The sequence below is a fragment of the Lysinibacillus odysseyi 34hs-1 = NBRC 100172 genome (genome assembly GCF_001591965.1).
GTDB lineage: Bacteria > Bacillota > Bacilli > Bacillales_A > Planococcaceae > Lysinibacillus_B > Lysinibacillus_B odysseyi.
Window position 1 is genome coordinate 81,683 of sequence record NZ_BCVX01000005.1, and the last position, 21,336, is coordinate 103,018.

Consider the following 21,336-nt stretch of genomic DNA (forward strand, 5'->3'; position numbering starts at 1 on the left):
AAAAATTTACTTTAAAATTTATATAGTAACGTAAGAAAATTTCATGTATTTAAAAGAAGCCGACTTAATAAAGAAAGAAGGTATAACCAATGAATAGAATAGCAAATATGAAATGGATTGAAGCAGCAAGCTATGAAGAGATGAGCGAAATTGCAGCGGATATTTTTAAAGAAAATCTAAAGCAGAATCCCGAAATTGTACTAGGGCTAGCTACAGGAGGTACAGCAGAAGGGTTTTATAAAGAACTGGTTGAGGCTTATAAAGCAAAGGAAATTTCCTTTGAAAATGCCCGGTCATTTAATTTAGATGAATATGTAGGTATTAATCCAGAAAACAAAGCGAGCTACCATTACTATATGGATCAGCAGCTGTTTAATCATGTGGATATGAAGCGAGAAAACATTCATGTACCAAAAGGGGATACAGCGGACTTACAAGCGGCTGCAACGCAATATGATGTAATGATTAAGGCAGCTGGAGGAATTGATATACAGCTTTTAGGGATTGGTGTAAACGGTCATATTGGCTTTAATGAACCAGGCACTCCCTTTACATTAGAAACGAATGTTATAGAGCTTGCACAGTCAACACGTGAAGCAAATAAAATCTACTTTGATTCAATCGATGACGTGCCGACACATGCAATTACAATGGGTATTCAGACGATTATGAATGCTAAAAAAGTGGTGCTATTAATTTCAGGAGCATCGAAACAAGAGGCAATTAATCGTTTGCGCAGTGGTGAAGTTACCGAAGATTTCCCAGCTAGTGCATTAAACAGCCATCAAGATGTAACCGTCATTTACACTGGAGTAAAATAACAACAAATGTATGTATATACACACTCTCTGTAAGCCTGGAATTTATCCGCTGCTTTAAAACTTGGATGCCTAACGATCACCACTATTTTCACGGCTTTTCCATACTATTAGACAGCGCTAGATTGTTTCTTTTTTTGATTTGGTGAAATATCAATTGAATCATAGGTTTCGGCATTTGCTATGAGTAACTGACTGGTAAGTGCCTTTTTTGAATGTTTTGGATTTTACGGAAAGAATCCCCGCAACTTCATTTTCTTCCATTGAAAGTTGTTCATATGGCTCAACAAAAAGCTTTTCCCTTAAATAGAACAAGAATAAAAAAAGCTATTATTACAAAACTTTTGTAATAACAGCCTGAGCAGTCAATTCTTTATTTTTTATAGAATGGCTTTTAGTTTCCTTAATAAAACTATAATAAAGCAAATCTAAAATATATAATTGAGATGATTTCACTGATAAACTACCGCCTTGTAATGGGCCTTCTCTTCCTCCACAAAGCAGCGTGATATCTGAAAATGCCGTTAAAGGCGACTTTGCAAAACGTGTAATTACTATTATTTTTGCGCCTTTTTCTTTAACGACTTCGGCAATCTCCAATGCATCTTTAGTAGACCCAGAGTAAGAAAATATTACTGCTACATCATTCTCTTCCATTAATGCAGCAGACATCATTTGAAAATGCACATCTGTTGAATATTCCGTCTTATTCGTAATACGCATAAATTTATTTTTCGCCTCGAGCGCAGAAACTCCCGAAGAACCAACACCAAAGAAATGAATACGATTGGCATGAACTAATAAACTTGTAGCAGCTTGTATATGCTGCACATCGAGTAAATTGTATGTTTCTGTTATAGCTTCAATGTTAGACGCTAAAATTTTTGAAGAAAGATCTTCTATTGAATCATTTAATGTAATTTCACTAGAGATTTGCGGTGGTGTTTCATCCTCAATTGAAATACTATGTGCCAAAACAATTTTAAATTCTTGATACCCCTTTAAATCAAGTGTTTTACAAAACCGGAAAATACTTGATTCCCCAGCATTACAAGCATCCGCTAAATCCGTTATTGACATATACAATACATCTCTACTATTTTCTTTAATAAAATCTGCAACTTTACGTTCCGTATTTGTAAATGCATTGTATCGTGAGTTAATGAGCGCGAATATATCAATATTTGACAACAAATCAGCTCCTTCTAATTAAATTAGTGAATTGGACACGACCATTTATTGTGTAATTATATTTGATAAGTGTAGCGATGCAGCACCAAACAATCCAGCTTTATTGCCTAAAGCTGCTTGCAAAATCTTCACTTCTGCAAAGCTACTCATAATCATCGACTGCACTTGCTTTTCAATTTTATCAACAAGGTTCCTTTGTTCCATTATTCCCCCACCGATAATAATGGCTGGTGGATTAAATATATGGACTAACGATGTAATACCTATTGCGACTTCATTAATCCAGTCGTGCACTATTTCTTGAATTGGTAAATAACCTTCCTCATAATGCTGAAACACAATTTTCCCATTATAGAAACTCATGTCGACTTCTTTTGCTCTCTTTAATAATGCTGTAGTGGAAGCATACGATTCGTAGCAGCCGGCTTTTCCGCATTTGCAAGGTAATCCATTTGGGTGCACTAAAATATGCCCAAATTCACCTGCCACACCATTTAATCCTTTATATACATTTGAATTTATTATAATAGCGCCACCAATGCCAGTACCATACGTTAAACAAATGAAATTTTGATATGAACGCCCTGCCCCAAAATATCGTTCTCCTAGCGCAGCAGCATTCACATCATTTTCAACTGCAACTGGAACCTTGTATCGTTCCTCTAAAATTTTTTTTAGTTGTGTACCTGTATAATTAGGGATATTATCATTGGCAAAAATGATTGTTCCTGATTTACTGTCTACCTGGCCTGCGGTGCTAACACCTATTGCGCTATATTCCTTTTGCCCATCAATAATTTCACATAAACGCTCTATTAAAACTGGCCCGCCTTTTGTTCCATCATTCTCATATTCTTGAAATGATATGAGCTTCCCCGAGATAGAGATCTTTCCAACCTTTATTGCTGTTCCCCCGATATCAATAGCTAAAATTGTCATATTGTCACCTGCAAAATAACGATTCTAATTTTTAATCGCATTTACAAACCTCTTTGTTATGTCCATCGGTCTCGTAATTGCTGTGCCGACAACAGCAGCATGAATACCTGCATCAAAACATTGCTTTAACTGTTCAGGAGACCAAATACCGCCTTCAGCAATAATTGGTATCGGTAACTCTTTAACTAATCGCTCTAATAAGGAGATATTTGGTAAATGGACATCTTTCGTATAGGATGTATAACCACTAAGCGTCGTTCCAATACAGTCAAAGCCTAATTTATACGCATCTATTGCCTCCTCATATGTAGAACAGTCCGCCATAAATAGTTGATTTTTATATTGGTTACGGATTTCGGGAAATAATTCTGATATCATTTTCCCATCTGGGCGCATTCGATTAGTTGCATCAAGTGCAATAATTTCAACCCCTTCCTCAACAAGTAAATCAATTTCTTTTTTCGTAGGCGTAATATAAACGTTTGAATTTTCATAAACAGCTTTAATAATACCGATAATAGGCAAGTTCACTTCTTTTTTGATTGCTCGTATATCTTCGATACTATTAGCCCGAATTCCCTTTGCACCGCCCAGCATCGCAGCATAAGCCATTTTACTCATTATGAACGAGCTATGTAACGGCTCCTCTGGCAGTGCTTGGCACGATACAATTAGATGTCCCTTCAGACAATCTAATACTTTTAATTTATTATCCATTTTCTATTCTCCCAATATTCAAAGTTTATTTATCAGATCCAATAGTAATTCCCCTTGTAAAGTACTTTTGGAACAAAACAAAAATAATTAACATTGGGATTGCACCAACTACCGCCCCAGCCATTTTATACGCAAAGTTTGGATTTAAATCTTGCATTAACGTTGCAATACCTACCATTAATGTTTTTGAACCTTCAGCTTGCCCTACTACAAGCTGCCATAGATAATCGTTCCAAACGTTTACAAAGTTTAAAATAAATAATGCTCCTAAACCTGGTTTCACTAATGGCAACATAATAGTAAAGAAGATGCGAAATTCACTTGCACCATCCATTTTTGCAGCTTCTCTTAATGAATCGGGTATTGTATCAAAAAATCCTTTCAATAAAAATACCCCGAAAGCTGTTGCTACGTTTGGCCAAATCATCCCACTTAACGTGTTAACCATCCCTAGATCTTGGATGATCCGGAATAACGGTACAATCATAACTTCCTTTGGTATCATCAAACTCGAAATAAAAATAATGAAAATGATATTTTTCCCTTTAAATTGCAGCTTTGAAAAGGCATAAGCAGCCATTGAACTGACTATTAATAAAGCAATTGTTGCCACTAGCGCAACAGTAATACTATTAAATGCCCACTTAAATGCAGGTTGATTATTAAATACATCTACGTAATTGCTTAAAGTAAATGTTTGCGGGAACCAGTCAGGAGGCATTTTGACTACATCTACACTATTCTTAAAGGAACTTGTGACGAGCCAATAGAGAGGGAATAAGCTACAAATAGCAAAGAAGATAACAATAATATTTGCAATGACATCATATTTCTCTCGTTTCATTTTATTGTTTTTAAACATATTCTTCACTCCCCCTTAGTCCTTCTTCAACATAGCTCTCAACTGAGGTACCGATAATAATAAAGTAATGATAAACATAATAACCCCAACCGCCGAAGCTATACCTAGCTGATTATATTTGAATGCATTGTTATACAAGTAGTACATCATTGTCGTCGATGCATTATTAGGCCCACCACCAGTTAATAACTGTATAACAACAAATATCTTCAATACAGCAATAATATTCATAATAATAATGTAAATCGTTGTTGGCTTAACCATTGGTAAAATGATTTTAAAGATAACTTTTATGCGGCTGGCACCATCTACTTCTGCCGCTTCAAACAACTCTTTCGGTACTCCGATCATCGATGCAATGTACAAAATGATTGCCTGGCCTACATTTGTAGCAAACGTTACAAAAATGATGACCGGCAATACCCAATTGGTGTCACCTAAAAAGTTCACAGACATTTCCATCTTCCTTGCTAAAAAAGGAATCAGCCCGTTTGCTGGGTTCAATAAAAAGCTCCAAATCATACTCATTACTACCATCGATACCATTACCGGGATGTAATAAGCTCCTCGAATAATTGAAACGTATTTTGCATTTTTATCAAATATTGCTGAAGCGACAAACATCGCAAATAATACTGTTAAAGCCACAATAAATACAACAAAAATCAATGTATTAATAATCGACTTAACAAATATTGGATCTGCAAATAATTTTCCATAGTTGGCTAAACCAATAAATGTTTCACTTTGATAGTTAATTTTAAATAAACTTAACCGAATCCCTTCAAAAATCGGATAAACTAAAAACACTAAAAACAAGATGATTTGAGGTGCAATAAATATATAACCGGAAATATTCTCTCTCATCGTATCTTTCAGCTTCATACAATCAAACCTTCCTACAAAAATTCAAGCTCCGTATAATTGAAGCTTGAATTTTTAATATTTATTGGTTTACTTATTAAAAATTACTGAGTCCTCTTTTGCGTCGTTAATTACTTGATTCCCCTTTTCTTGATAATTTTTCACTGCTTCTTCAGGTGTCAATTGCTCTGTAAACATTGCTTGCAGCTCTGGATAAAGCACTTGTCGTAATTGACTGTAGCCAGGTACATTTCCTGTGAAATTGAAAATATATTGAGAGTTTTGAGCATATGCAGCAAACAATGGATTTTCAGATTTATATAACTCTGAAACAGATGTGCGAACTGGAATACCATTTTTCGATGCTTTTATTAACTCTTCATCCGTAGAAACGAACTTCACGAATTCTTTACTCATTTCAATACGCTCTTCATCCTTTGTATCGAATACTGCAGCTCCCGTTACATATGTGAATGTTAATGGATCGCCACTTTCAGAAGGTATATTAGCTAAACGCATATCGAACTTTGCCATTTTTCCAGCTTCCATATCTGCTTTAGCATTATTAAATAAAATAGGGTTTGTAAAGCTGATCGCTAATTGCTGATTTTGGAATAGCGCATTGACGTCATTAGAAGATACCGACTCTGCACCTGGGTTTGTATAGCCTGATTGATAAACATTGTTCATCCATTCTGCTGCTTTCACGCCACTTGCATCATCTAGAATGATATTGCCTTCCTCGTCAAAAAACTCATTACCAAACATGCGCAAATATGCCAAATTCCACGTATCCCCTTGGTTATTTAAAGCGTACATGCCCATAGCATTGGCATTGGAATAATCTGTAGAAGGTAATTTCTCTTTTAATGTTTTTAGAATTTCTTCGTACTCTTCCATTGTCCATGTTTTGATTTCGTTTTCTTCCCCGATATATTGATCTAAACCAGCCGCTTTAAACATATCGGCATTGTACGTAAATGTGCCTGGATTATGGGAGAACGGATAGAAATAAATATCATCGCCAAATGTTACACTGTCCCAATATCCTTGCTCGATATCTGCTTTAGCTTCATCATCAATAATGTCATTTAACGGAACAAGTGCTCCGCGGTGTGCATAATCTCCCATTGCAAATACGCTTTCAAAGAAAACATCAGGCGGCGTGCCACCATTTAAATTAACATTTAATAATTCGTCACGCTGATCTCCTGCAACTACTTCAACACTAATATCCACATTTTTATGCTCTGCTTCAAATTGCTCTGCTGCATATTTAAAGAAACTATCATAATCAGCACCTTCTTCAGCTGCATCGATAACGCCTTTCCACTGTGGAGTGAGCATGACCTTTAATTCAATCGTATCCCCTTTGTTACTTTCATCTTTACTATCAGAACAACCAACTAATGCCGATATACTTAGTATAGCGGTCATTCCTAAAGCTAAATGTTTTCTCTTTAACATTCCCATCTCTCCCTTATCATTTTTTCAATAATTCTGAAATTTTATCGAAGACAAGCTGTGCTAATTGCTTGTGACCTTCCTTCGTCAAATGCATATAGTCAACTTCATTCATTGGAATCGAAGATGCATCTAGGTAAGGAACCATCGCTTGCTCAGTCATCGTCTTTAAATATTGACCTAATTGTGCAGATTTTTCGGCACACTGATCCCCCATTGCATCGCCAACTATTGATTGCCTGTACTTTTCGCCAATTCTTGGTGGACAAATAACTAAAATATTTGGACTTTCGGCATTTACACCTGATAAGGAATGTTTCGCTTTTTCTACAACTCGCATAATTCCTTGTGCGATGTTATAAGAAGTTAATCCAAACCTTTCTTTCGTATCATTCGTCCCTAACATAATAATTACTAATTTAATTGGGGAGTGTGATTTTAAACACGGTGTGATATACATTAAGCCATTCAATCCTTCAAATAACGGATCGTCCATTACACTTGTACGCCCGGATAACCCCTCTTCAATCACCTTATAATGTTCACCTACTAAACTGGAAAGAACCCCTGGCCATCGAATATGTTCGGGAAACCTTGACTCATCCTCAGCATTGTATCCCCAAGTATTTGAATCACCATAGCAAACAATTGATTCCCTCATAAAATCCCCCTTAATATTTTGCTATTGCCTGATCAATCATTGCTTTAATCTCATCAATTTTTTGTAAATCTTCACCTGTTACCGGTTGCAATGGCTTTCTTACACTACCAATATCCATATTGTTTTTCTTTAGCACTTCTTTAATAGCTGAATACATTGACCCATTTAAGGAACATAACGCTATAATAATGCTATTAATATCTGATTGAATTTGTTGTGCACGGGCGATATCGCCAGAGGATATAAATTCATTTGCCTTTAAGAACAATTCAACCATTACAGCATATGTGCCGCCAATCCCGCTATCGGCGCCCATTAGTCTACCGGCCACGAACTGCTCATCAGGTCCATTAAATAGGATTAAATTATTGGAGCTAGCTGTTTTAAAACGTTCGATATCCATTACTGGCATTGATGAATTTTTTACTCCGATCACTTTCCCATGCTGCAACATTCTATTTAACAATTGAATTGACAAGTTGTATCCTGTCGTTTGCGGGATATTATAAATAATAAATGGTAAATTAGTGCTTTCTAAAATGTCCGTCCAATAGTGATAAATCGAATCTTCTGGCAATACAAAATAAATAGGCGGGATGGCTGATAATGCATCATAGCCTAACTGTTCTGCATATTTTGCTAATTCAATACTATCCCTTGTTGAAGGTGCCCCGACATGTGCAATCAATGTAATTTGATGCCCAACTGCCTCTGCTACATATCGCAGCGTTAATTTTCTCTCTTCCAAATTTTGATATATACATTCACCTGAACTTCCACCAACATAAAGACCTTGAATTCCTTTTGAAACTAAATAATTTGCAAATTGTTTTGTTCGGCTTTCTGAAATATTGCCTTCTTCATCGTAACAAGCATAAAATGCTGGAAATATCCCTTTAAATTTTTCAACTATCAATCTCATCACCTCAACATATTTATAAAACCTGCAAACTGTAATACGCGTGTAATTTTCAAAAAATAACATGACAACGTTTTCAACAACAATATACCTTAACAATTAAATTTAGTAAATAATTTTCTTTATTTTGGTTTTAAAAGAAAAAAATTTTCACCATTTGCAAGACAAATTTTCCATTACGTTGTAGAATAAATACAATTCATAGTAAAGTTTCATTAAGATTTGTACTGTTTACGTCGCTGCCTCTAGAAACAGGATAATTTGTTTATCCTTTAGTACTCATATGATTAGATACGTATTTTTCAGAAATTTCATATATTTAAAAGGGTAACGCACAAAAAGTCCTTAAAAATGGCAGTAAAGACTAGCTTTATATTTTTAATAACTAACAAACTTACAGGAAAGAGGGATATTAAATGGCTGAGTTAAAATTACAAAATATTTATAAAGTGTATGACAAAAAGGTTACGGCTGTAACCGACTTTAATTTGCATATTCATGATCAGGAGTTCATTGTTTTTGTTGGTCCATCTGGCTGTGGAAAATCAACAACATTGCGAATGATTGCGGGATTAGAAGAAATTTCGAAAGGTGATTTCCTTATCGATGATGTCCATATGAATGATGTCCCTGCAAAAGATCGTGACATTGCGATGGTATTTCAAAACTATGCACTTTATCCCCATATGACAGTTTTTGAGAATATGGCATTCGGGTTAAAGCTTCGTAAACTTCCAAAAGAAGAAATTAAAGACCGCGTTATGAACGCTGCTAAAATTCTAGGATTAGAAGACTATTTAGAGCGTAAACCGAAAGCGCTTTCTGGCGGCCAACGTCAGCGTGTAGCATTGGGGCGCGCCATTGTACGTGATGCAAAAGTGTTTTTAATGGATGAACCACTTTCAAACCTGGATGCCAAGCTACGTGTCCAGATGCGTTCAGAAATCATTAAACTCCACCAACGCTTAAAAACAACAACAATTTATGTAACACATGATCAAACAGAAGCAATGACTATGGCATCACGCATCGTTATTATGAAGGATGGATTTATCCAACAGGTGGGAACACCAAAAGAAGTATATGATTATCCAGTCAATGTATTCGTTGGAGGTTTTATAGGCTCTCCAGCTATGAACTTTTTCACTGGAACACTAACAGATACAGGGGTAATTTTAGGTGACAACCTGCTGCACTTGCCAGAAAAAAAATTAAAACAATTACATGCAGAAGGATATAAAAACAAAGAACTTATTGTGGGGATTCGTCCGGAGCATTTCGACATTGAACCAGCCAATCAGGCGAATGAAATGAAAATCAACATTACTGTCGACGTAGCAGAGTTAATGGGTGCTGAAATCAATATTTATTCACAGATTAATAATGAAAATTTTGTAGCACGAATTGATTCACAAGCGAATATTTCTGTGAATGATAGTATCCCATTATTTATTGACATGGATAAAGTTCATTTCTTCGATAAAGAAAGTGAAATGCGTATTGCATTTGAAAAAAAATCTGTAGAAAACATTCCAAACGAAACTATTGTCATCTAATTTTTAGTGTATACGCCAAAGCCCTGAAAGCTTATATAAAGCTTTCAGGGCTTTTTGATTTTTCTATTCATATCCTTTATGAGAAATGCCACAATTTTTCCCTATGGCCTAGTCGTTAGCCGAATAAACAATTTCCCCATTAATAATTGTATATTTCACATTGAAATTCTTATCTAATAAAACGAGATCTGCAAAATAACGAGGCGCGATGACTCCATAGCCTTCACGTTTTAACAAACGATTTGCATTATAACTTGATATCTTCACCAACTCTTGTGGACTGCATAGCGATGAAACATTTTTTACAGCAACATTCATCTTCAGAATGGAACCGGCTAACGTTCCATCTCCTAACCGCGCATCGTGATCGACATTTACTTGTTGCCCACCTAAATCATATATGCCTTTTTCAAGCCCTTTTGCACGCATTGCATCAGTAATTAAGAAAACTCGGTCCGCTCCTTTAGTTTTCAAGGCGAACTGCACTGCTTCCTTACTACTATGTACAAAGTCAGCTATAATCTCACAATATAGCTCATCATTCAATAAAGCTTCCCCAATTGCGCCGATTTCTCGGTGATGAAACGGTTTCATTTGATTATATAAATGAGTAACCGATTGAACTCCTTTTTGTTGAGCAGTACGTAATTCTTCACTTGTAGCATCAGTATGTCCGGCACTTACGATAACATCCAAACTTCTCAATTCTTCGATAAAATTATCTGTAACCAGCTCTGGTGCAATGGTGATGTATTTGATTTTTCTTTTACTTACTTCATGCCACTTCTTAAAAAGCTGTATATTAGGTTGTTGAATATATTGTTCAGGTTGTGCTCCTGCTCTTAGACGATTCACAAATGGCCCTTCCAAATGTATACCAATCATTTGGCTATAATTGCTCCTAAAATTTGCAGCATTCTGTAAAGCTTTTTCAATCTTATGCTCTGATTGTGTCATCGTAGTAGCTAAAAATGCAGTAGTCCCTTCTGTAACAAGTGCTTCTGCTATGGCTTTGAGCGCTTCTTGCGTAGCATCCATTACGTCGCCTCCCATAGCGCCATGAATATGTAAATCGACAAAGCCTGGCATCGCAATGAGAGAGTCACCTTGGATGATTTCACTATCGGAATTTTGTGCTTCTTCAACGAAAAATTGATCCTCTATGAACAAAGTACTTTTTTTCGGCTCTTCATGTGCATTCCATATCTCAATATTTTGAATAATAATTGCCATTTATTCACAACCTTTTCTGTTAATCAAATAATATTCAGTGTACCAAAGCTGTTTTACTGCTAATGACACCTAAAACTAACGAAAATTCTAAATCATCAATAATTATATTATATCATTTCTTTAATTTCGGAAATGTTGTCCCATAAGGCTTTCCCATAAAAATGCATGGGTTCTGAAAGTTATCCATCGTTTATTCATCTACTTATATAAAATCCCACGCAAAAGGCGGTCTTGCCGGCTTTTCTATGAGGTTCTCTTTTTCACATAATAAATGAAAAGTAAAGCACAGACCCCCTTTCTATTCCTTATTTCTTCACAATTCAAGTAGATAAAAACCAGAGATTCTGTGCGTTTGTTACGCTCAAATTTCTTAAAAACCTAAGCTTGAATAGAAAATCTTTATTTATAGCATTAAAAAAGAGTATTCCTATAAATATTCTTATAGAAATACCCTTTCTCTTCTAAACTATTTTTTAATTTTTTTGCAGGCATTTCTCAACTTCATCGACTAATTGCTCAATCGTATTTACAATTACACCGTTTTGTTTAATAAGGCCTACTACAAATAAATTACGGTAGATAAATTGATTTTCCACTCCGTCTTCTATGAGGGCCTGAATCTTTTTCTCGTTGTCCCGTCCCTGCTGGCGGACATCTGAAAGCAGTGCAATGATTGGCCGGTTAAAGGTTGAGAAGACACCAATTTCTGCGGCTACTCCCGAATCGATTTCCACTCCGTCCATTACGGCAATCAGCACATCACTTTCCTGTAGATGCGCCAAATCCGCAGCGGCAATAGCCAGACTGTCAGCATAGGCTGATTTATCGTTTATAGCGTCATTTTCCTGTGGCACGTATAGGGCAATACCATCAATAGCCTCCCGCAGTGCTTTGGCAATCTGTTCATTTACATAACGGTCGCCAATAGAAAATAGACCATTTGCTAAATATGCTTTCATCATTCTCTCTCCCTTATCGCTAGACTCCACTATCCATCATACAATAAGTTTTTACTGTCAGCCTAGGGCAATTTTCAGGAGGATCATTTAAATATTATTTAATAGTACGGTTTTCTTGCAAACTAGTAGAGCTATTTGATTTTCGACATACGAACCATGCCGACAATAATTACAAGGAATAAAAGAATGATAAAGATTGCCAGTCCAATAATATTCAGCTGGTCACTGCCATTCAGGGCACCTCGTATTATATGATAGGTAATATAAGCAAACATAAGAGCAATAATATTTTTAGTCAAATTAATTATTTTCACGCTTTCTGCATAAAACAGCGGCGCATTCTCCTCTGTAAGGCGGACAGGATAATTATGCAGATGCGGTTTTCTTTCTACCACTCCCAAAAGAATATGCAGGAAGATAGCAATGACAGGTAAAATGAGCAGCGTAAATTTAGAGCCCCACCCGTCTGCATCCCCTGCTCCATTAAAATGGGTAGGGACTGTGTCAGGCAAGCTGCCCCAATTAAGAGCAACAAGCAATATCATTACCAATATACCTGCATTACCCAGAATATCTGCAAATTTCGTGAGCGTTGTCTTTTCAATATGTACTTTTGGTCTATTCGAATCCATTTCTTTCTCCCCTTTCTTCTATGTACTGAAGATTTTATTTGTATTTTATTTCCTCTTCCAATTATAATGAGAAAATAAAACATATTAGATGAGGGTATCCCATGTCAATTGCAGAAATTTTTGAATTTTTAAGAGCGGTTGATACAGAATTGTATTATTACATTAAGAAGTTCGGCATACTTATTTATTTTCTATTATTTGCCGTAGTTTTTACAAAGACAGCTTTTGTCGTCCTCACTTTTTTACCAGGAGATTCACTCGTCTTTGCCAGCGGAGCATTGGCTGCGCTTGATAAATTAGACATCATCCCGCTGTTTGTACTATATTTTATTGCTACTACATTGGCTGATAGCAATAATTATTTCATCGGAAGGCTATTCGGACGAGTCCCGCAGGAAAAGTCATTGCTGTTCCGCTTTATATCATCCGATGTACTAACGAGAGCCAAGACCTTTATCGAAGATTATGACCGGGTTGCCCTGACGTTCAGCCGCTTTATCCCTCTTATGCGGACGATGACGCCATTCATGTCAGGCTTTACCCAATATCCGTACAAAAAATTTGTGCGCTATAATGTGGCAGGGGCTCTTTTATGGACTTTTGTATGGCTTTTCTCCGGCTATGCCCTCGGGAATATCCCATGGGTTGCTGATAATCTGATGTTCACCTTGCTGCTCATTTCAGCTGTTGTGCTTATCCCTACAATCTATGCCTATGTAAAGCAAATGGCCAAAAACCGAAAATTAGCCTGACAGTAAGTGCTTCACTATGAGGCACTTACTGTTTTTCCATTCCCAACCGCTCCACCATTTCGTTGATCACCATAATCATTTCTTGATTGCCGTAGTTGCGTGCGGTGAATATTTCTACCAATAGGGCTTTTGCTTCCTCTTCAGTTAATTTTTCAAATGCAGCTGTTATCTGCTGTGGCAATAACATGCTTTTCCCTCCTCTGTTTTACAAGAAAATTATACCATAAAATGGCCTCCATAAGAAAAAGCCGCCAAAATGGCGGCTTTCTAATAAACGACCACAGCCTGTTCACCTAACGCTTTATAGCTGGCGAAAAACTGCTTTTTATCCAACTGGACTATCCCCTTTAATGGATCCATTACTTCCACGCTTTTATCTGTAATATCAACGATAACGACCGCATGGAGATTTGTATACATTTCATGGAATGTGTTTGTGCCGGCGATATACCAGCCGCCCTTTTTACGCGGCTCAGATAAATCAAGCGTCACCCAGCTGATGACAGGAACACCGAGCTTAATGTATTGCTCAATCTCTTCTACGGAGCTCCCGCTTTTGTTTTCTGCTATAAGATTCATCTCATGTTCATCTATATAGTCATTTGCCGCCTGTACGATTGGTCCGGCAAACGAATAAGTGCCTTTGGGACTGCTCGGTTCACCGGCATAGTATTCATTCGGATTCGGGCCAATTTTCCGGCTTCCTTCCTGCTTGAATGCCTGCTTTGGTAAATATTTAGAGGACATTGTGACTTTGTCTGTTTCCGCCCCGTAATAGGCTAGTACAGAAGTTAACGATGTAATTTCACAACCATGAGGGAGTTCCGGTTTTTGCATTTGCACCGGAACAGCCAAAGCCTGCTCATGGTCTACTGCATTCGTCTCAATCACGACCTGAGGGCTGGAGGCATCAAAAACAATCGTCTTTTGCGTACCCCATGTATCATCCTCTATATATTGTTCCGGACCGATACGTATCAAATACGTTTTATCGGACTGTACATTCGGAAAAACCGCTTCGCCCTCATAGCTTATTTCTGAACCGATCTGTTCACCGGCTTCGTCATATACTTCCACCATCACATTACTGACCGCTGCACCGCTGTAATACTCCACCGGCATTACAACAAGTCCAGCTCCTTCTGTTTTCCCTTGGGTATCATTCCCATGGCAGGCTAATAACAAAAGGCTCAAACTACAAGTCAGAGTGAGACGCCATTTCATTATGTCTCGTTCCCTTCAATTTAGTCCACTTAGTATCTTCAATGAAGAAGCAGTTATACCATACTAGGAAGACATAAACTGTCCAAATGTAGCGTGCATAGTTATGCTCACCTTTATAATGGGCATCCAAATAAGTAACAAGTTGTTCTGTATCGAAAAATTCCTTCGCGTACTCTGCTGTAAACGCCTCTTTTACGAGGTTGTAGTAGCGTTCTTCACGCAGCCAGTGACGGATCGGTACAGGGAAACCAAGCTTTTTACGCTTTGCCCACTCTTCCGGCAGTTCTTCAAGGGCCGCTTGGCGAAGGGCATATTTCGTATCTGCCTCGTTTACACGGTGTTCTGTCGGAATCTTTTTCGCCATTTCCATTACTTCTTTATCAAGGAATGGTACACGCAGCTCGATGGAATGCGCCATACTCATTTTATCTGCTTTTAATAAAATATCCCCAGGCAGCCATAAGTTCAGATCAAGATACTGCATTTTTGTCACATCATCATCGCCAGGAACTTCTGCGTAAATGCGTTTTGTAATATCATGTACAGAAGGTCCTTTGCGGTATGCCGGTTTTAACACGTTAAAGGCATCTTTTTCGTCCCATACAACCGCTTCGCCGATAAAGCGCTCCTCTACCGTTTGGGCGCCCTTTTTCAGGAAGTTTGTATAGGCATTTTTCGGTAATGCCCCTGCAAGTCCGGCAATCGTTTTACGTACACCTAATGGCAGCTTCTCATACTTTTGCATTTTCGCTGATGGTTTATACCACTCGTACCCGCCGAAAATCTCATCTGCCCCTTCACCTGAAAGAACGACAGTTACGTCTTTTCTTGCCAGCTCGGAAAGGAAATATAAAGGTACAGAAGAAGGGTTTGACTGCGGTTCATCCATATGCCACTGGATTGTTGGCAGCGCCTTAAAGCACTCTTCTGCAGAGACATATTTGCGCTCGTTTTGAATACCTAGAATATCTGATAAATCCTTCGCAAGGTTTGTCTCATTGAACATTGCCTCGTAATCCGAGAAGCCAACCGAGAAGCTTTTATCCGGTTTCAATAAGGCAGCAATATAGCTGGAATCAATCCCGCCTGATAGGAAGGAGCCAACCTTTACATCTGAAATTTGATGTGCCTTTACAGAAGCTGCTACTGTTTCTCTGATATTCGCAATTGTTTCTTCCAATGATCCTTTAGAAGCACTGAATTTTTTATCCCAATATTTTTCGATTTTCGTTATTTTACGGTTTTTAATTACCATAAAATGTCCTGGCGGCAGTTTGTAAACTCCTTTGAAGAATGTTTCATCCATTGCAGAATATTGGAAAGTCAAATAAGGACGAAGTGCATCGTTATTAAATTCCTTTTTAAAAGATGGATGCGGGAGGAATGATTTAATTTCCGAACCGAAAATAATCGTACCGTCTGTTGTATTTTCTGTATAATAAAGCGGTTTAATACCAAATCCGTCACGTGCAATGAACTGCAGATCATTTTTCTTATCCCAGATACAGAAAGCAAACATACCGCGGAGCTTATGAACAAGCTCGAAGCCATACTCTGCGTAGCCGTGCAGCAATACTTCACTATCTGAATGTGTTTTGAACTGGTATCCTTTATCCACCAATTCTGCACGCAGCGTCATAAAGTTATAGATTTCTCCGTTAAATATAAGAACAATATCTCCTGCTTCATTGTAAAGCGGCTGATTGGCACCTTCTGTTAAATCTATGATACTCAATCGGCGGAATCCTAATGTCACTTGATCATCAGCATGAATCCCCCCGCTGTCCGGCCCGCGGTGGATAATTGTATTCATCATATTTTCAATAATCTCTTTATGATTAAGTGGATTAGTACCATTTACATACCCTATAAAACCACACATATTCTTATAATTCCCCTTTAATAATAAAAGTAAAAGACGACCCTATCTCATTGTAGGTTTCGTCAGCAGTTGTTGGCTTTCAAGCCTTATCATCATTACAACTAGTAATATATCATATCTCAATGAAAACACAAACAAATCATCAATTGACAGAACAATCAAAATTTGATAACGTTACCAATGTGTCAGACTTTTCAGATATTTGGAGATTCGCCCTTTCTTTTTTATGCTCATTATTTCTGCGAACATCTTTATATCCGCGTCTTTACGCAATAAAAAGCTTCTTGACTCCTACTATTTTTTATTTCATCCAGATTGGGAGTTTTATTTGTTAGAATTATCTGATATTATCTAGTAATACAGATTTAAGCAGAAAGGACCGGCTTCATGGTCCCCATGCCCCACACTTATATAGGAAAAGGAACGATACTTTATGCAGTACTCTGATAAGATTTTAAACACGCCATCTTCATTCATCCGCAATATTTTAAAGGTTACAGGAGAGCCGGATGTTATTTCATTTGCAGGAGGGCTTCCAAACCCGATTTCTTTCCCGACAGAGAAACTGCGGGAGGCAATCAACAACTCGATCGATGTACATGGAACAAAGCTATTCCAATATTCGACGACGCAAGGTTATTTGCCGCTGCGTGAATTCATTGCCGCTAAATACAAGAAAACACACGGGCTGGATATTCATCCGGACGAAGTATTCATTACGACAGGCTCCCAGCAGGCACTGGAGCTCATCGGAAAAGTATTGATCAATAAAGGCGACGGCATTATCATGGAAGCGCCGGGCTATCTTGGGGCCATCCAGGCATTTACACTGGCTGAGCCAAACTTTTACTCGGTAACGCTTGAGGAAGACGGCTTAAATATAGCAGAGCTTGAACAGCAGCTGCAAAAACCAAATGTAAAATTCATTTATACAGTACCGAATTTCCATAATCCGACGGGGATTACGTATTCGGCTGAAAAGCGTGAAGCCATTTATGAAGTGGTAAAAAAATATGATGTAGCATTAATTGAGGACGATCCATACGGGGAGCTTCGTTTCCGCGGCGAAACATTGCCGTATATCGGCGGCGGCCGTCTGGAAAACTCTATTTTGCTAGGTTCCTTCTCTAAAACTGTTACACCGGGGATGCGCCTTGGTTGGATTGTCACGAAAAATAAGGAGCTTCTTGATCATATCGAGACAGCAAAACAAGCAACGGATCTGCACACGAACATTTTCTCTCAATATGTCATTTACGAGTATCTGGCAAACAATGAATACAAGGAACATGTCGACAATATTATTAATTTGTATCGCATACAGTCCGATGCCATGCTGGACGCAATGGCAAGACACTTCCCGCCGACTGTGAAATATACAAAACCGGATGGCGGTATGTTCATCTGGGTTACACTTCAGGAGGGCGTTTCTGCACTGGAGGTCTTCCATGCAGCAATGGAGGTAAAAGTTGCATTCGTACCAGGCGATCCATTCTATACACATCCTGAAAATGTTAATACATTGCGCCTGAACTATACAAACTCGACACCTGAAGTGATCGAGGAAGGTATCAGACGACTTGGTGCAATCCTTCATGCCTATGCACCGGCTGAAAAAGTAAATGCATAGTCTCTCCCCCCGCGGCTATTTGCTCCGCGGGGGTTTTTTGTGGGTGTGGGGTGAATATCCGCGGTTTTGGATGGAATACCTGCGCTTTTCGGGTAAATACCCGCGAATGCCCCTATTTCCCCATAAAAAATACGCCTCCCATCGGAGACGCATTCTGCCTTATGCCCGCGGTTTGACCGTTTCCATAAAGCTATATAGTTTTTCTTCGGAATCGATGCCCTTTTCACACTTTTCGATGTCTGCGCAAATATACTGGCTGTACTTTTTATACGTGCCTTCAACATCTCCCTTTTCCTTTGTCGTGAAAAGAGAAACGCTTTGATGCTGGCGGCAAAGCGCACACACACCTTTTATTTGCTCAGTAGAAAGAATGCCCTTCACCCCTGTAAGCTCGCCTTCCTGCTCATAAACGAAAAAGCGTGTACGGGTAGATGAATCATCCCAGGCTACAAATGTTACTTGTGGATTTGCTACTTTTGGTGCCTTTAGTTTCTTCTCTTTTTTCCAGAGCCGTTTAAGTACCTGCTCGGATACTTCCGGAAACGGCTGGACATTTTCCTTTACGACACTTAATAAAGGCTCTAGCTGCTGACGGTCTTTCAGCGCTAGCACATCTTCTATGATGAATTGCGGCACTTCTGCTTCTGTAAGGGTCGTCTCGATAAGACCACGCACCGCTTCCAGTACTTTTTCATCCTTAGATGTGGATAGACTATTTAATAATTTCATTGCTTGCTTCTCGATTAAGTGCATTTGAAACGCATTCATATTTATCAACTCCCTCCCTTATTTTACTATGCCTAACAAGGGAATCCTACAAAAAAGCAGGACATCCAGCCAATTTTATAAGTGAATATATTCGCAAAAAGGGAACCTGCATATCGTAGCAGGTTCCCTTGATTTTTATAGTACTGTTGCTTCTGGTTCGTAGTTGATCATTTCTTTAATATGGTTGTTTTCGTCCATGATGGCTACTTTTGGCATGTGGTGCTTCGCTTCTTCAGCATCTACTAATACATAGGACATAATGATGACGATATCGCCCGGCTGTACTAGGCGTGCTGCTGCACCGTTTAGGCATACAACACCCGAGCCGCGTTCCCCTTTGATGACATATGTTTCAAAGCGGGCACCGTTATTGTTATTGACGATCGCCACTTTTTCATTCGCTTCAATACCTACAGCATCTATAATATCTTCGTCAATTGTGATGGAACCTACATAGTTCAGGTCAGCCTGTGTTACTGTTGCACGGTGGATTTTCCCGCTCATCATCGTTTTAAACATTACTTCATTTCTCCTTTGAGTGAAAACATTAAGTTGTCGATCAGTCTTGTTTTGCCAATATATACGGCAGCAGCAAGTAGGACGTCTGTTGTCTTGTCATTGATTTGTGCTAAATCAGGATACGATAAGCATTCCAGATAGTCAATTTTGCCGCTTGTGTTTGATTCGATATAATGCACCGCTTTGGCAGCTGCCTGCTCTACATTCCCGCTGGCGAGTATTTCTTCCTTCGCCATCTGGAGAGCCGCAAAAATAGCGGCTGCTTCTTGCCGGTCCTGCTCTGTTAAATAAACGTTGCGGCTGGATTTCGCCAATCCGTCCGCCTCGCGCACAATCGGCACTGTCCGGATTTCAAGCGGGAAATTATAATCACGTACCATCGTCTGAATAATAGCTACCTGTTGAGCATCCTTTTGACCGAAATAAGCACGGGTAGGCTCCGCCAGATGGAAGAGCTTTGCGACAACCTGCAGCACCCCATCAAAATGACCCGGCCGGCTTGCACCGCACAGGATTTCTGATTGGCGTCCGGCACGGATATAGATTCCGCCGTCAGTAGGATACATTTCCTCGACAGAAGGCGCAAAGATAATATCAACTCCTGCTGATTCAGCAAGCTTCGTATCACGTGGCAGGTCGCGTGGATATGATTCAAAATCTTCGTTCGGTCCAAACTGTGTCGGATTAACGAAAATGCTCATGATCACAAGGTCATTTTCCTTGCGTGCGTTGCTTGCCAGCGTCAAGTGCCCTTCATGCAGGTAGCCCATTGTTGGCACTAAGCCAATTGTTTTACCTTGCTGCTTTGTCTTCCGTACAATATCCTTCAATTCAGCAATAGTCGAGACGATTTTTACTGCTGTTTCGATCATTTTACTGCGCCTCCATATAAACCGTTCAATTCTTCTTCCTTCATCGTGAAGCTTTGCGCAAGGGTTGGGAATGCTCCTGACTTCACCGCTTTTGTATAGCCTTCAATTCCTCGTGCCACTTCGTCTCCTACAAAGGCAAAACCTTGCACGAACTTTGGAATATGGTGCTTTCCATACATTAATAAATCATGGAATACAAGCACTTGCCCATCAGCCTCTGGACCTGCCCCAATACCAATTGTCGGTACGGCCAATTTCTCTGATACAACGGCCGTCAATTGATGTGGAATACATTCTAAAACAACTGCACATGCGCCGGCCTGTTCGGCTAGTAATGCATCCTCAATAAGCTTTTCTGCCTGTTCTTTCGTTTTTCCCTGTACTTTATAGCCGCCCAGCACACCGGCAGACTGCGGCTGTAATCCAAGATGTGAGACAACCGGAATGCCTGCACTTGTCAGCTTTTTGATGACGTCAATAACTTCATCGCCGCCCTCTAACTTTAATGCATCAGCACCTGTCTCCTGCATCATACGCACAGCTGTCTTTAACGTGTCATTCATATCTCCATGATACGAACCAAATGGCATATCCACTACGATAAACGTATCTTTCGCACCGCGGCGAACCGCCTTGCTGTGATGAATCATATCCTCTACCGTTACCGGCATCGTCGATTCATAACCAAGCACAACCATGCCTAATGAGTCGCCTACTAAAATCATATCGACGCCTGCATCCTCCGAGAACTTTGCCGCCGGGTAATCGTATGCTGTAATCATCACGATTTTTTCACCCTGTTTCTTCATTTTCAAGAAATCGCTTGTTGTTTTCATTTGTTCCTCCTTCAAGTACATTGAAGAAAACAAGAAAA

Annotated in this window: 22 protein-coding genes; 4 read left to right on the forward strand and 18 right to left on the reverse strand. The window is 38.8% G+C overall.

The genetic code is table 11. The features are described 5' to 3' along the window. Positions 1-107: 107 nt before the first annotated feature. Positions 108-821, forward strand: a complete 714-nt coding sequence (gene nagB / locus BOD01S_RS09620) for a glucosamine-6-phosphate deaminase (protein WP_174523080.1) — start codon at positions 108-110, stop codon at positions 819-821. Positions 822-1,151: 330 nt separating this feature from the next. Here nagB and BOD01S_RS09625 read toward each other — a convergent pair whose 3' ends face one another. The 8 genes from BOD01S_RS09625 to BOD01S_RS09660 form a co-directional block, all read right to left on the reverse strand. Further along, positions 1,152-2,009: a MurR/RpiR family transcriptional regulator gene (locus BOD01S_RS09625; RefSeq protein ID WP_052124835.1), complete on the reverse strand. Its 858-nt coding sequence runs from the start codon at positions 2,007-2,009 to the stop codon at positions 1,152-1,154. Positions 2,010-2,054: 45 nt separating this feature from the next. Continuing rightward, a complete protein-coding gene (locus BOD01S_RS09630) occupies positions 2,055-2,948 on the reverse strand; it encodes an ROK family protein (RefSeq protein WP_036154550.1) in 894 nt (297 codons plus the stop codon). 24 nt (positions 2,949-2,972) lie between these two features. Further along, positions 2,973-3,665 carry an N-acetylmannosamine-6-phosphate 2-epimerase gene (locus BOD01S_RS09635; RefSeq protein WP_036154548.1) on the reverse strand — a complete coding sequence of 231 codons (693 nt, stop codon included), beginning with the start codon at positions 3,663-3,665 and terminating at the stop codon, positions 2,973-2,975. A 25-nt stretch (positions 3,666-3,690) separates the two neighbouring features. Beyond that, positions 3,691-4,527, reverse strand: coding sequence for a carbohydrate ABC transporter permease (locus BOD01S_RS09640; RefSeq protein ID WP_036154546.1), 837 nt, complete (start codon positions 4,525-4,527; stop codon positions 3,691-3,693). A gap of 15 nt (positions 4,528-4,542) precedes the next feature. Then, the gene (locus tag BOD01S_RS09645; protein ID WP_036154544.1) at positions 4,543-5,412 is read right to left on the reverse strand and encodes a carbohydrate ABC transporter permease; all 870 of its coding nucleotides are present in this window, start codon (positions 5,410-5,412) and stop codon (positions 4,543-4,545) included. 69 nt (positions 5,413-5,481) lie between these two features. Then, complete coding sequence (locus BOD01S_RS09650; RefSeq protein WP_036154542.1) at positions 5,482-6,858, reverse strand: ABC transporter substrate-binding protein; 1,377 nt, start codon at positions 6,856-6,858, stop codon at positions 5,482-5,484. 16 nt (positions 6,859-6,874) lie between these two features. Further along, positions 6,875-7,516, reverse strand: a complete 642-nt coding sequence (locus BOD01S_RS09655; protein ID WP_036154539.1) for a GDSL-type esterase/lipase family protein — start codon at positions 7,514-7,516, stop codon at positions 6,875-6,877. Positions 7,517-7,526: 10 nt separating this feature from the next. Continuing rightward, entirely contained in the window at positions 7,527-8,438 is a 912-nt protein-coding gene (locus tag BOD01S_RS09660; RefSeq protein WP_036154732.1) for a dihydrodipicolinate synthase family protein, read from the reverse strand. Between the two features lie 413 nt (positions 8,439-8,851). Between BOD01S_RS09660 and BOD01S_RS09665 the strand changes: the two genes are divergently transcribed. Beyond that, the gene (locus tag BOD01S_RS09665) at positions 8,852-9,991 is read left to right on the forward strand and encodes an ABC transporter ATP-binding protein (RefSeq protein ID WP_052124834.1); all 1,140 of its coding nucleotides are present in this window, start codon (positions 8,852-8,854) and stop codon (positions 9,989-9,991) included. Positions 9,992-10,099: 108 nt separating this feature from the next. On the opposite strand, the gene nagA is transcribed toward BOD01S_RS09665, so the two are convergent. From nagA to BOD01S_RS09680, 3 genes are all read right to left on the reverse strand, one after another. Continuing rightward, complete coding sequence (gene nagA, locus BOD01S_RS09670; protein WP_036154537.1) at positions 10,100-11,224, reverse strand: N-acetylglucosamine-6-phosphate deacetylase; 1,125 nt, start codon at positions 11,222-11,224, stop codon at positions 10,100-10,102. A 473-nt stretch (positions 11,225-11,697) separates the two neighbouring features. Continuing rightward, positions 11,698-12,183, reverse strand: coding sequence for a nucleoside 2-deoxyribosyltransferase (locus tag BOD01S_RS09675; RefSeq protein WP_036154535.1), 486 nt, complete (start codon positions 12,181-12,183; stop codon positions 11,698-11,700). Positions 12,184-12,314: 131 nt separating this feature from the next. Further along, positions 12,315-12,815: a DUF1648 domain-containing protein gene (locus BOD01S_RS09680; RefSeq protein WP_036154533.1), complete on the reverse strand. Its 501-nt coding sequence runs from the start codon at positions 12,813-12,815 to the stop codon at positions 12,315-12,317. A 101-nt stretch (positions 12,816-12,916) separates the two neighbouring features. Between BOD01S_RS09680 and BOD01S_RS09685 the strand changes: the two genes are divergently transcribed. After that, positions 12,917-13,567: a DedA family protein gene (locus BOD01S_RS09685; RefSeq protein ID WP_036154531.1), complete on the forward strand. Its 651-nt coding sequence runs from the start codon at positions 12,917-12,919 to the stop codon at positions 13,565-13,567. Between the two features lie 25 nt (positions 13,568-13,592). Here the strand turns inward: BOD01S_RS09685 and BOD01S_RS22935 are convergent, their stop codons facing one another. The 3 genes from BOD01S_RS22935 to asnB form a co-directional block, all read right to left on the reverse strand. Beyond that, complete coding sequence (locus tag BOD01S_RS22935; RefSeq protein ID WP_156117029.1) at positions 13,593-13,754, reverse strand: hypothetical protein; 162 nt, start codon at positions 13,752-13,754, stop codon at positions 13,593-13,595. Positions 13,755-13,834: 80 nt separating this feature from the next. Then, positions 13,835-14,761 (reverse strand): C39 family peptidase, encoded by a 927-nt coding sequence (locus tag BOD01S_RS09690; protein ID WP_052124833.1) that lies wholly within the window; start codon positions 14,759-14,761, stop codon positions 13,835-13,837. Between the two features lies 1 nt (position 14,762). Then, the gene (gene asnB, locus BOD01S_RS09695) at positions 14,763-16,673 is read right to left on the reverse strand and encodes an asparagine synthase (glutamine-hydrolyzing) (RefSeq protein WP_081977945.1); all 1,911 of its coding nucleotides are present in this window, start codon (positions 16,671-16,673) and stop codon (positions 14,763-14,765) included. Between the two features lie 433 nt (positions 16,674-17,106). Here asnB and BOD01S_RS09700 point away from each other — a divergent pair, with 433 nt between their 5' ends. Beyond that, on the forward strand, positions 17,107-18,303 hold the full coding sequence (locus BOD01S_RS09700; protein ID WP_036154526.1) for an aminotransferase-like domain-containing protein: 1,197 nt from the start codon (positions 17,107-17,109) through the stop codon (positions 18,301-18,303). Between the two features lie 159 nt (positions 18,304-18,462). Here the strand turns inward: BOD01S_RS09700 and BOD01S_RS09705 are convergent, their stop codons facing one another. The 4 genes from BOD01S_RS09705 to panB all read right to left on the reverse strand — a co-directional run bounded on the left by BOD01S_RS09705 (position 18,463) and on the right by panB (position 21,298). Continuing rightward, positions 18,463-19,071, reverse strand: coding sequence for a FusB/FusC family EF-G-binding protein (locus tag BOD01S_RS09705; RefSeq protein ID WP_052124832.1), 609 nt, complete (start codon positions 19,069-19,071; stop codon positions 18,463-18,465). A gap of 135 nt (positions 19,072-19,206) precedes the next feature. Next, complete coding sequence (panD, locus tag BOD01S_RS09710; protein WP_036154524.1) at positions 19,207-19,590, reverse strand: aspartate 1-decarboxylase; 384 nt, start codon at positions 19,588-19,590, stop codon at positions 19,207-19,209. Then, positions 19,590-20,462 (reverse strand): pantoate--beta-alanine ligase, encoded by an 873-nt coding sequence (panC, locus tag BOD01S_RS09715; protein WP_036154522.1) that lies wholly within the window; start codon positions 20,460-20,462, stop codon positions 19,590-19,592. The genes panD and panC overlap by 1 nt, the downstream gene beginning before the upstream one ends. Then, entirely contained in the window at positions 20,459-21,298 is an 840-nt protein-coding gene (gene panB, locus BOD01S_RS09720; protein ID WP_036154520.1) for a 3-methyl-2-oxobutanoate hydroxymethyltransferase, read from the reverse strand. The genes panC and panB overlap by 4 nt, the downstream gene beginning before the upstream one ends. Positions 21,299-21,336: the final 38 nt, after the last annotated feature.

Coding starts and splice junctions, on each gene's coding strand:
- nagB (WP_174523080.1), top strand. CDS start 108: ATGAAATGGATTGAAGCAGCAAGCTATGAAGAGATGAGCGAAATTGCA.
- BOD01S_RS09630 (WP_036154550.1), bottom strand. CDS start 2,948: ATGACAATTTTAGCTATTGATATCGGGGGAACAGCAATAAAGGTTGGA.
- BOD01S_RS09635 (WP_036154548.1), bottom strand. CDS start 3,665: ATGGATAATAAATTAAAAGTATTAGATTGTCTGAAGGGACATCTAATT.
- BOD01S_RS09640 (WP_036154546.1), bottom strand. CDS start 4,527: ATGTTTAAAAACAATAAAATGAAACGAGAGAAATATGATGTCATTGCA.
- BOD01S_RS09645 (WP_036154544.1), bottom strand. CDS start 5,412: ATGAAGCTGAAAGATACGATGAGAGAGAATATTTCCGGTTATATATTT.
- BOD01S_RS09650 (WP_036154542.1), bottom strand. CDS start 6,858: ATGTTAAAGAGAAAACATTTAGCTTTAGGAATGACCGCTATACTAAGT.
- BOD01S_RS09655 (WP_036154539.1), bottom strand. CDS start 7,516: ATGAGGGAATCAATTGTTTGCTATGGTGATTCAAATACTTGGGGATAC.
- BOD01S_RS09660 (WP_036154732.1), bottom strand. CDS start 8,438: ATGAGATTGATAGTTGAAAAATTTAAAGGGATATTTCCAGCATTTTAT.
- BOD01S_RS09665 (WP_052124834.1), top strand. CDS start 8,852: ATGGCTGAGTTAAAATTACAAAATATTTATAAAGTGTATGACAAAAAG.
- nagA (WP_036154537.1), bottom strand. CDS start 11,224: ATGGCAATTATTATTCAAAATATTGAGATATGGAATGCACATGAAGAG.
- BOD01S_RS09675 (WP_036154535.1), bottom strand. CDS start 12,183: ATGAAAGCATATTTAGCAAATGGTCTATTTTCTATTGGCGACCGTTAT.
- BOD01S_RS09680 (WP_036154533.1), bottom strand. CDS start 12,815: ATGGATTCGAATAGACCAAAAGTACATATTGAAAAGACAACGCTCACG.
- BOD01S_RS09685 (WP_036154531.1), top strand. CDS start 12,917: ATGTCAATTGCAGAAATTTTTGAATTTTTAAGAGCGGTTGATACAGAA.
- BOD01S_RS22935 (WP_156117029.1), bottom strand. CDS start 13,754: ATGTTATTGCCACAGCAGATAACAGCTGCATTTGAAAAATTAACTGAA.
- asnB (WP_081977945.1), bottom strand. CDS start 16,673: ATGTGTGGTTTTATAGGGTATGTAAATGGTACTAATCCACTTAATCAT.
- BOD01S_RS09700 (WP_036154526.1), top strand. CDS start 17,107: ATGCAGTACTCTGATAAGATTTTAAACACGCCATCTTCATTCATCCGC.
- BOD01S_RS09705 (WP_052124832.1), bottom strand. CDS start 19,071: ATGAATGCGTTTCAAATGCACTTAATCGAGAAGCAAGCAATGAAATTA.
- panD (WP_036154524.1), bottom strand. CDS start 19,590: ATGTTTAAAACGATGATGAGCGGGAAAATCCACCGTGCAACAGTAACA.
- panC (WP_036154522.1), bottom strand. CDS start 20,462: ATGATCGAAACAGCAGTAAAAATCGTCTCGACTATTGCTGAATTGAAG.
- panB (WP_036154520.1), bottom strand. CDS start 21,298: ATGAAAACAACAAGCGATTTCTTGAAAATGAAGAAACAGGGTGAAAAA.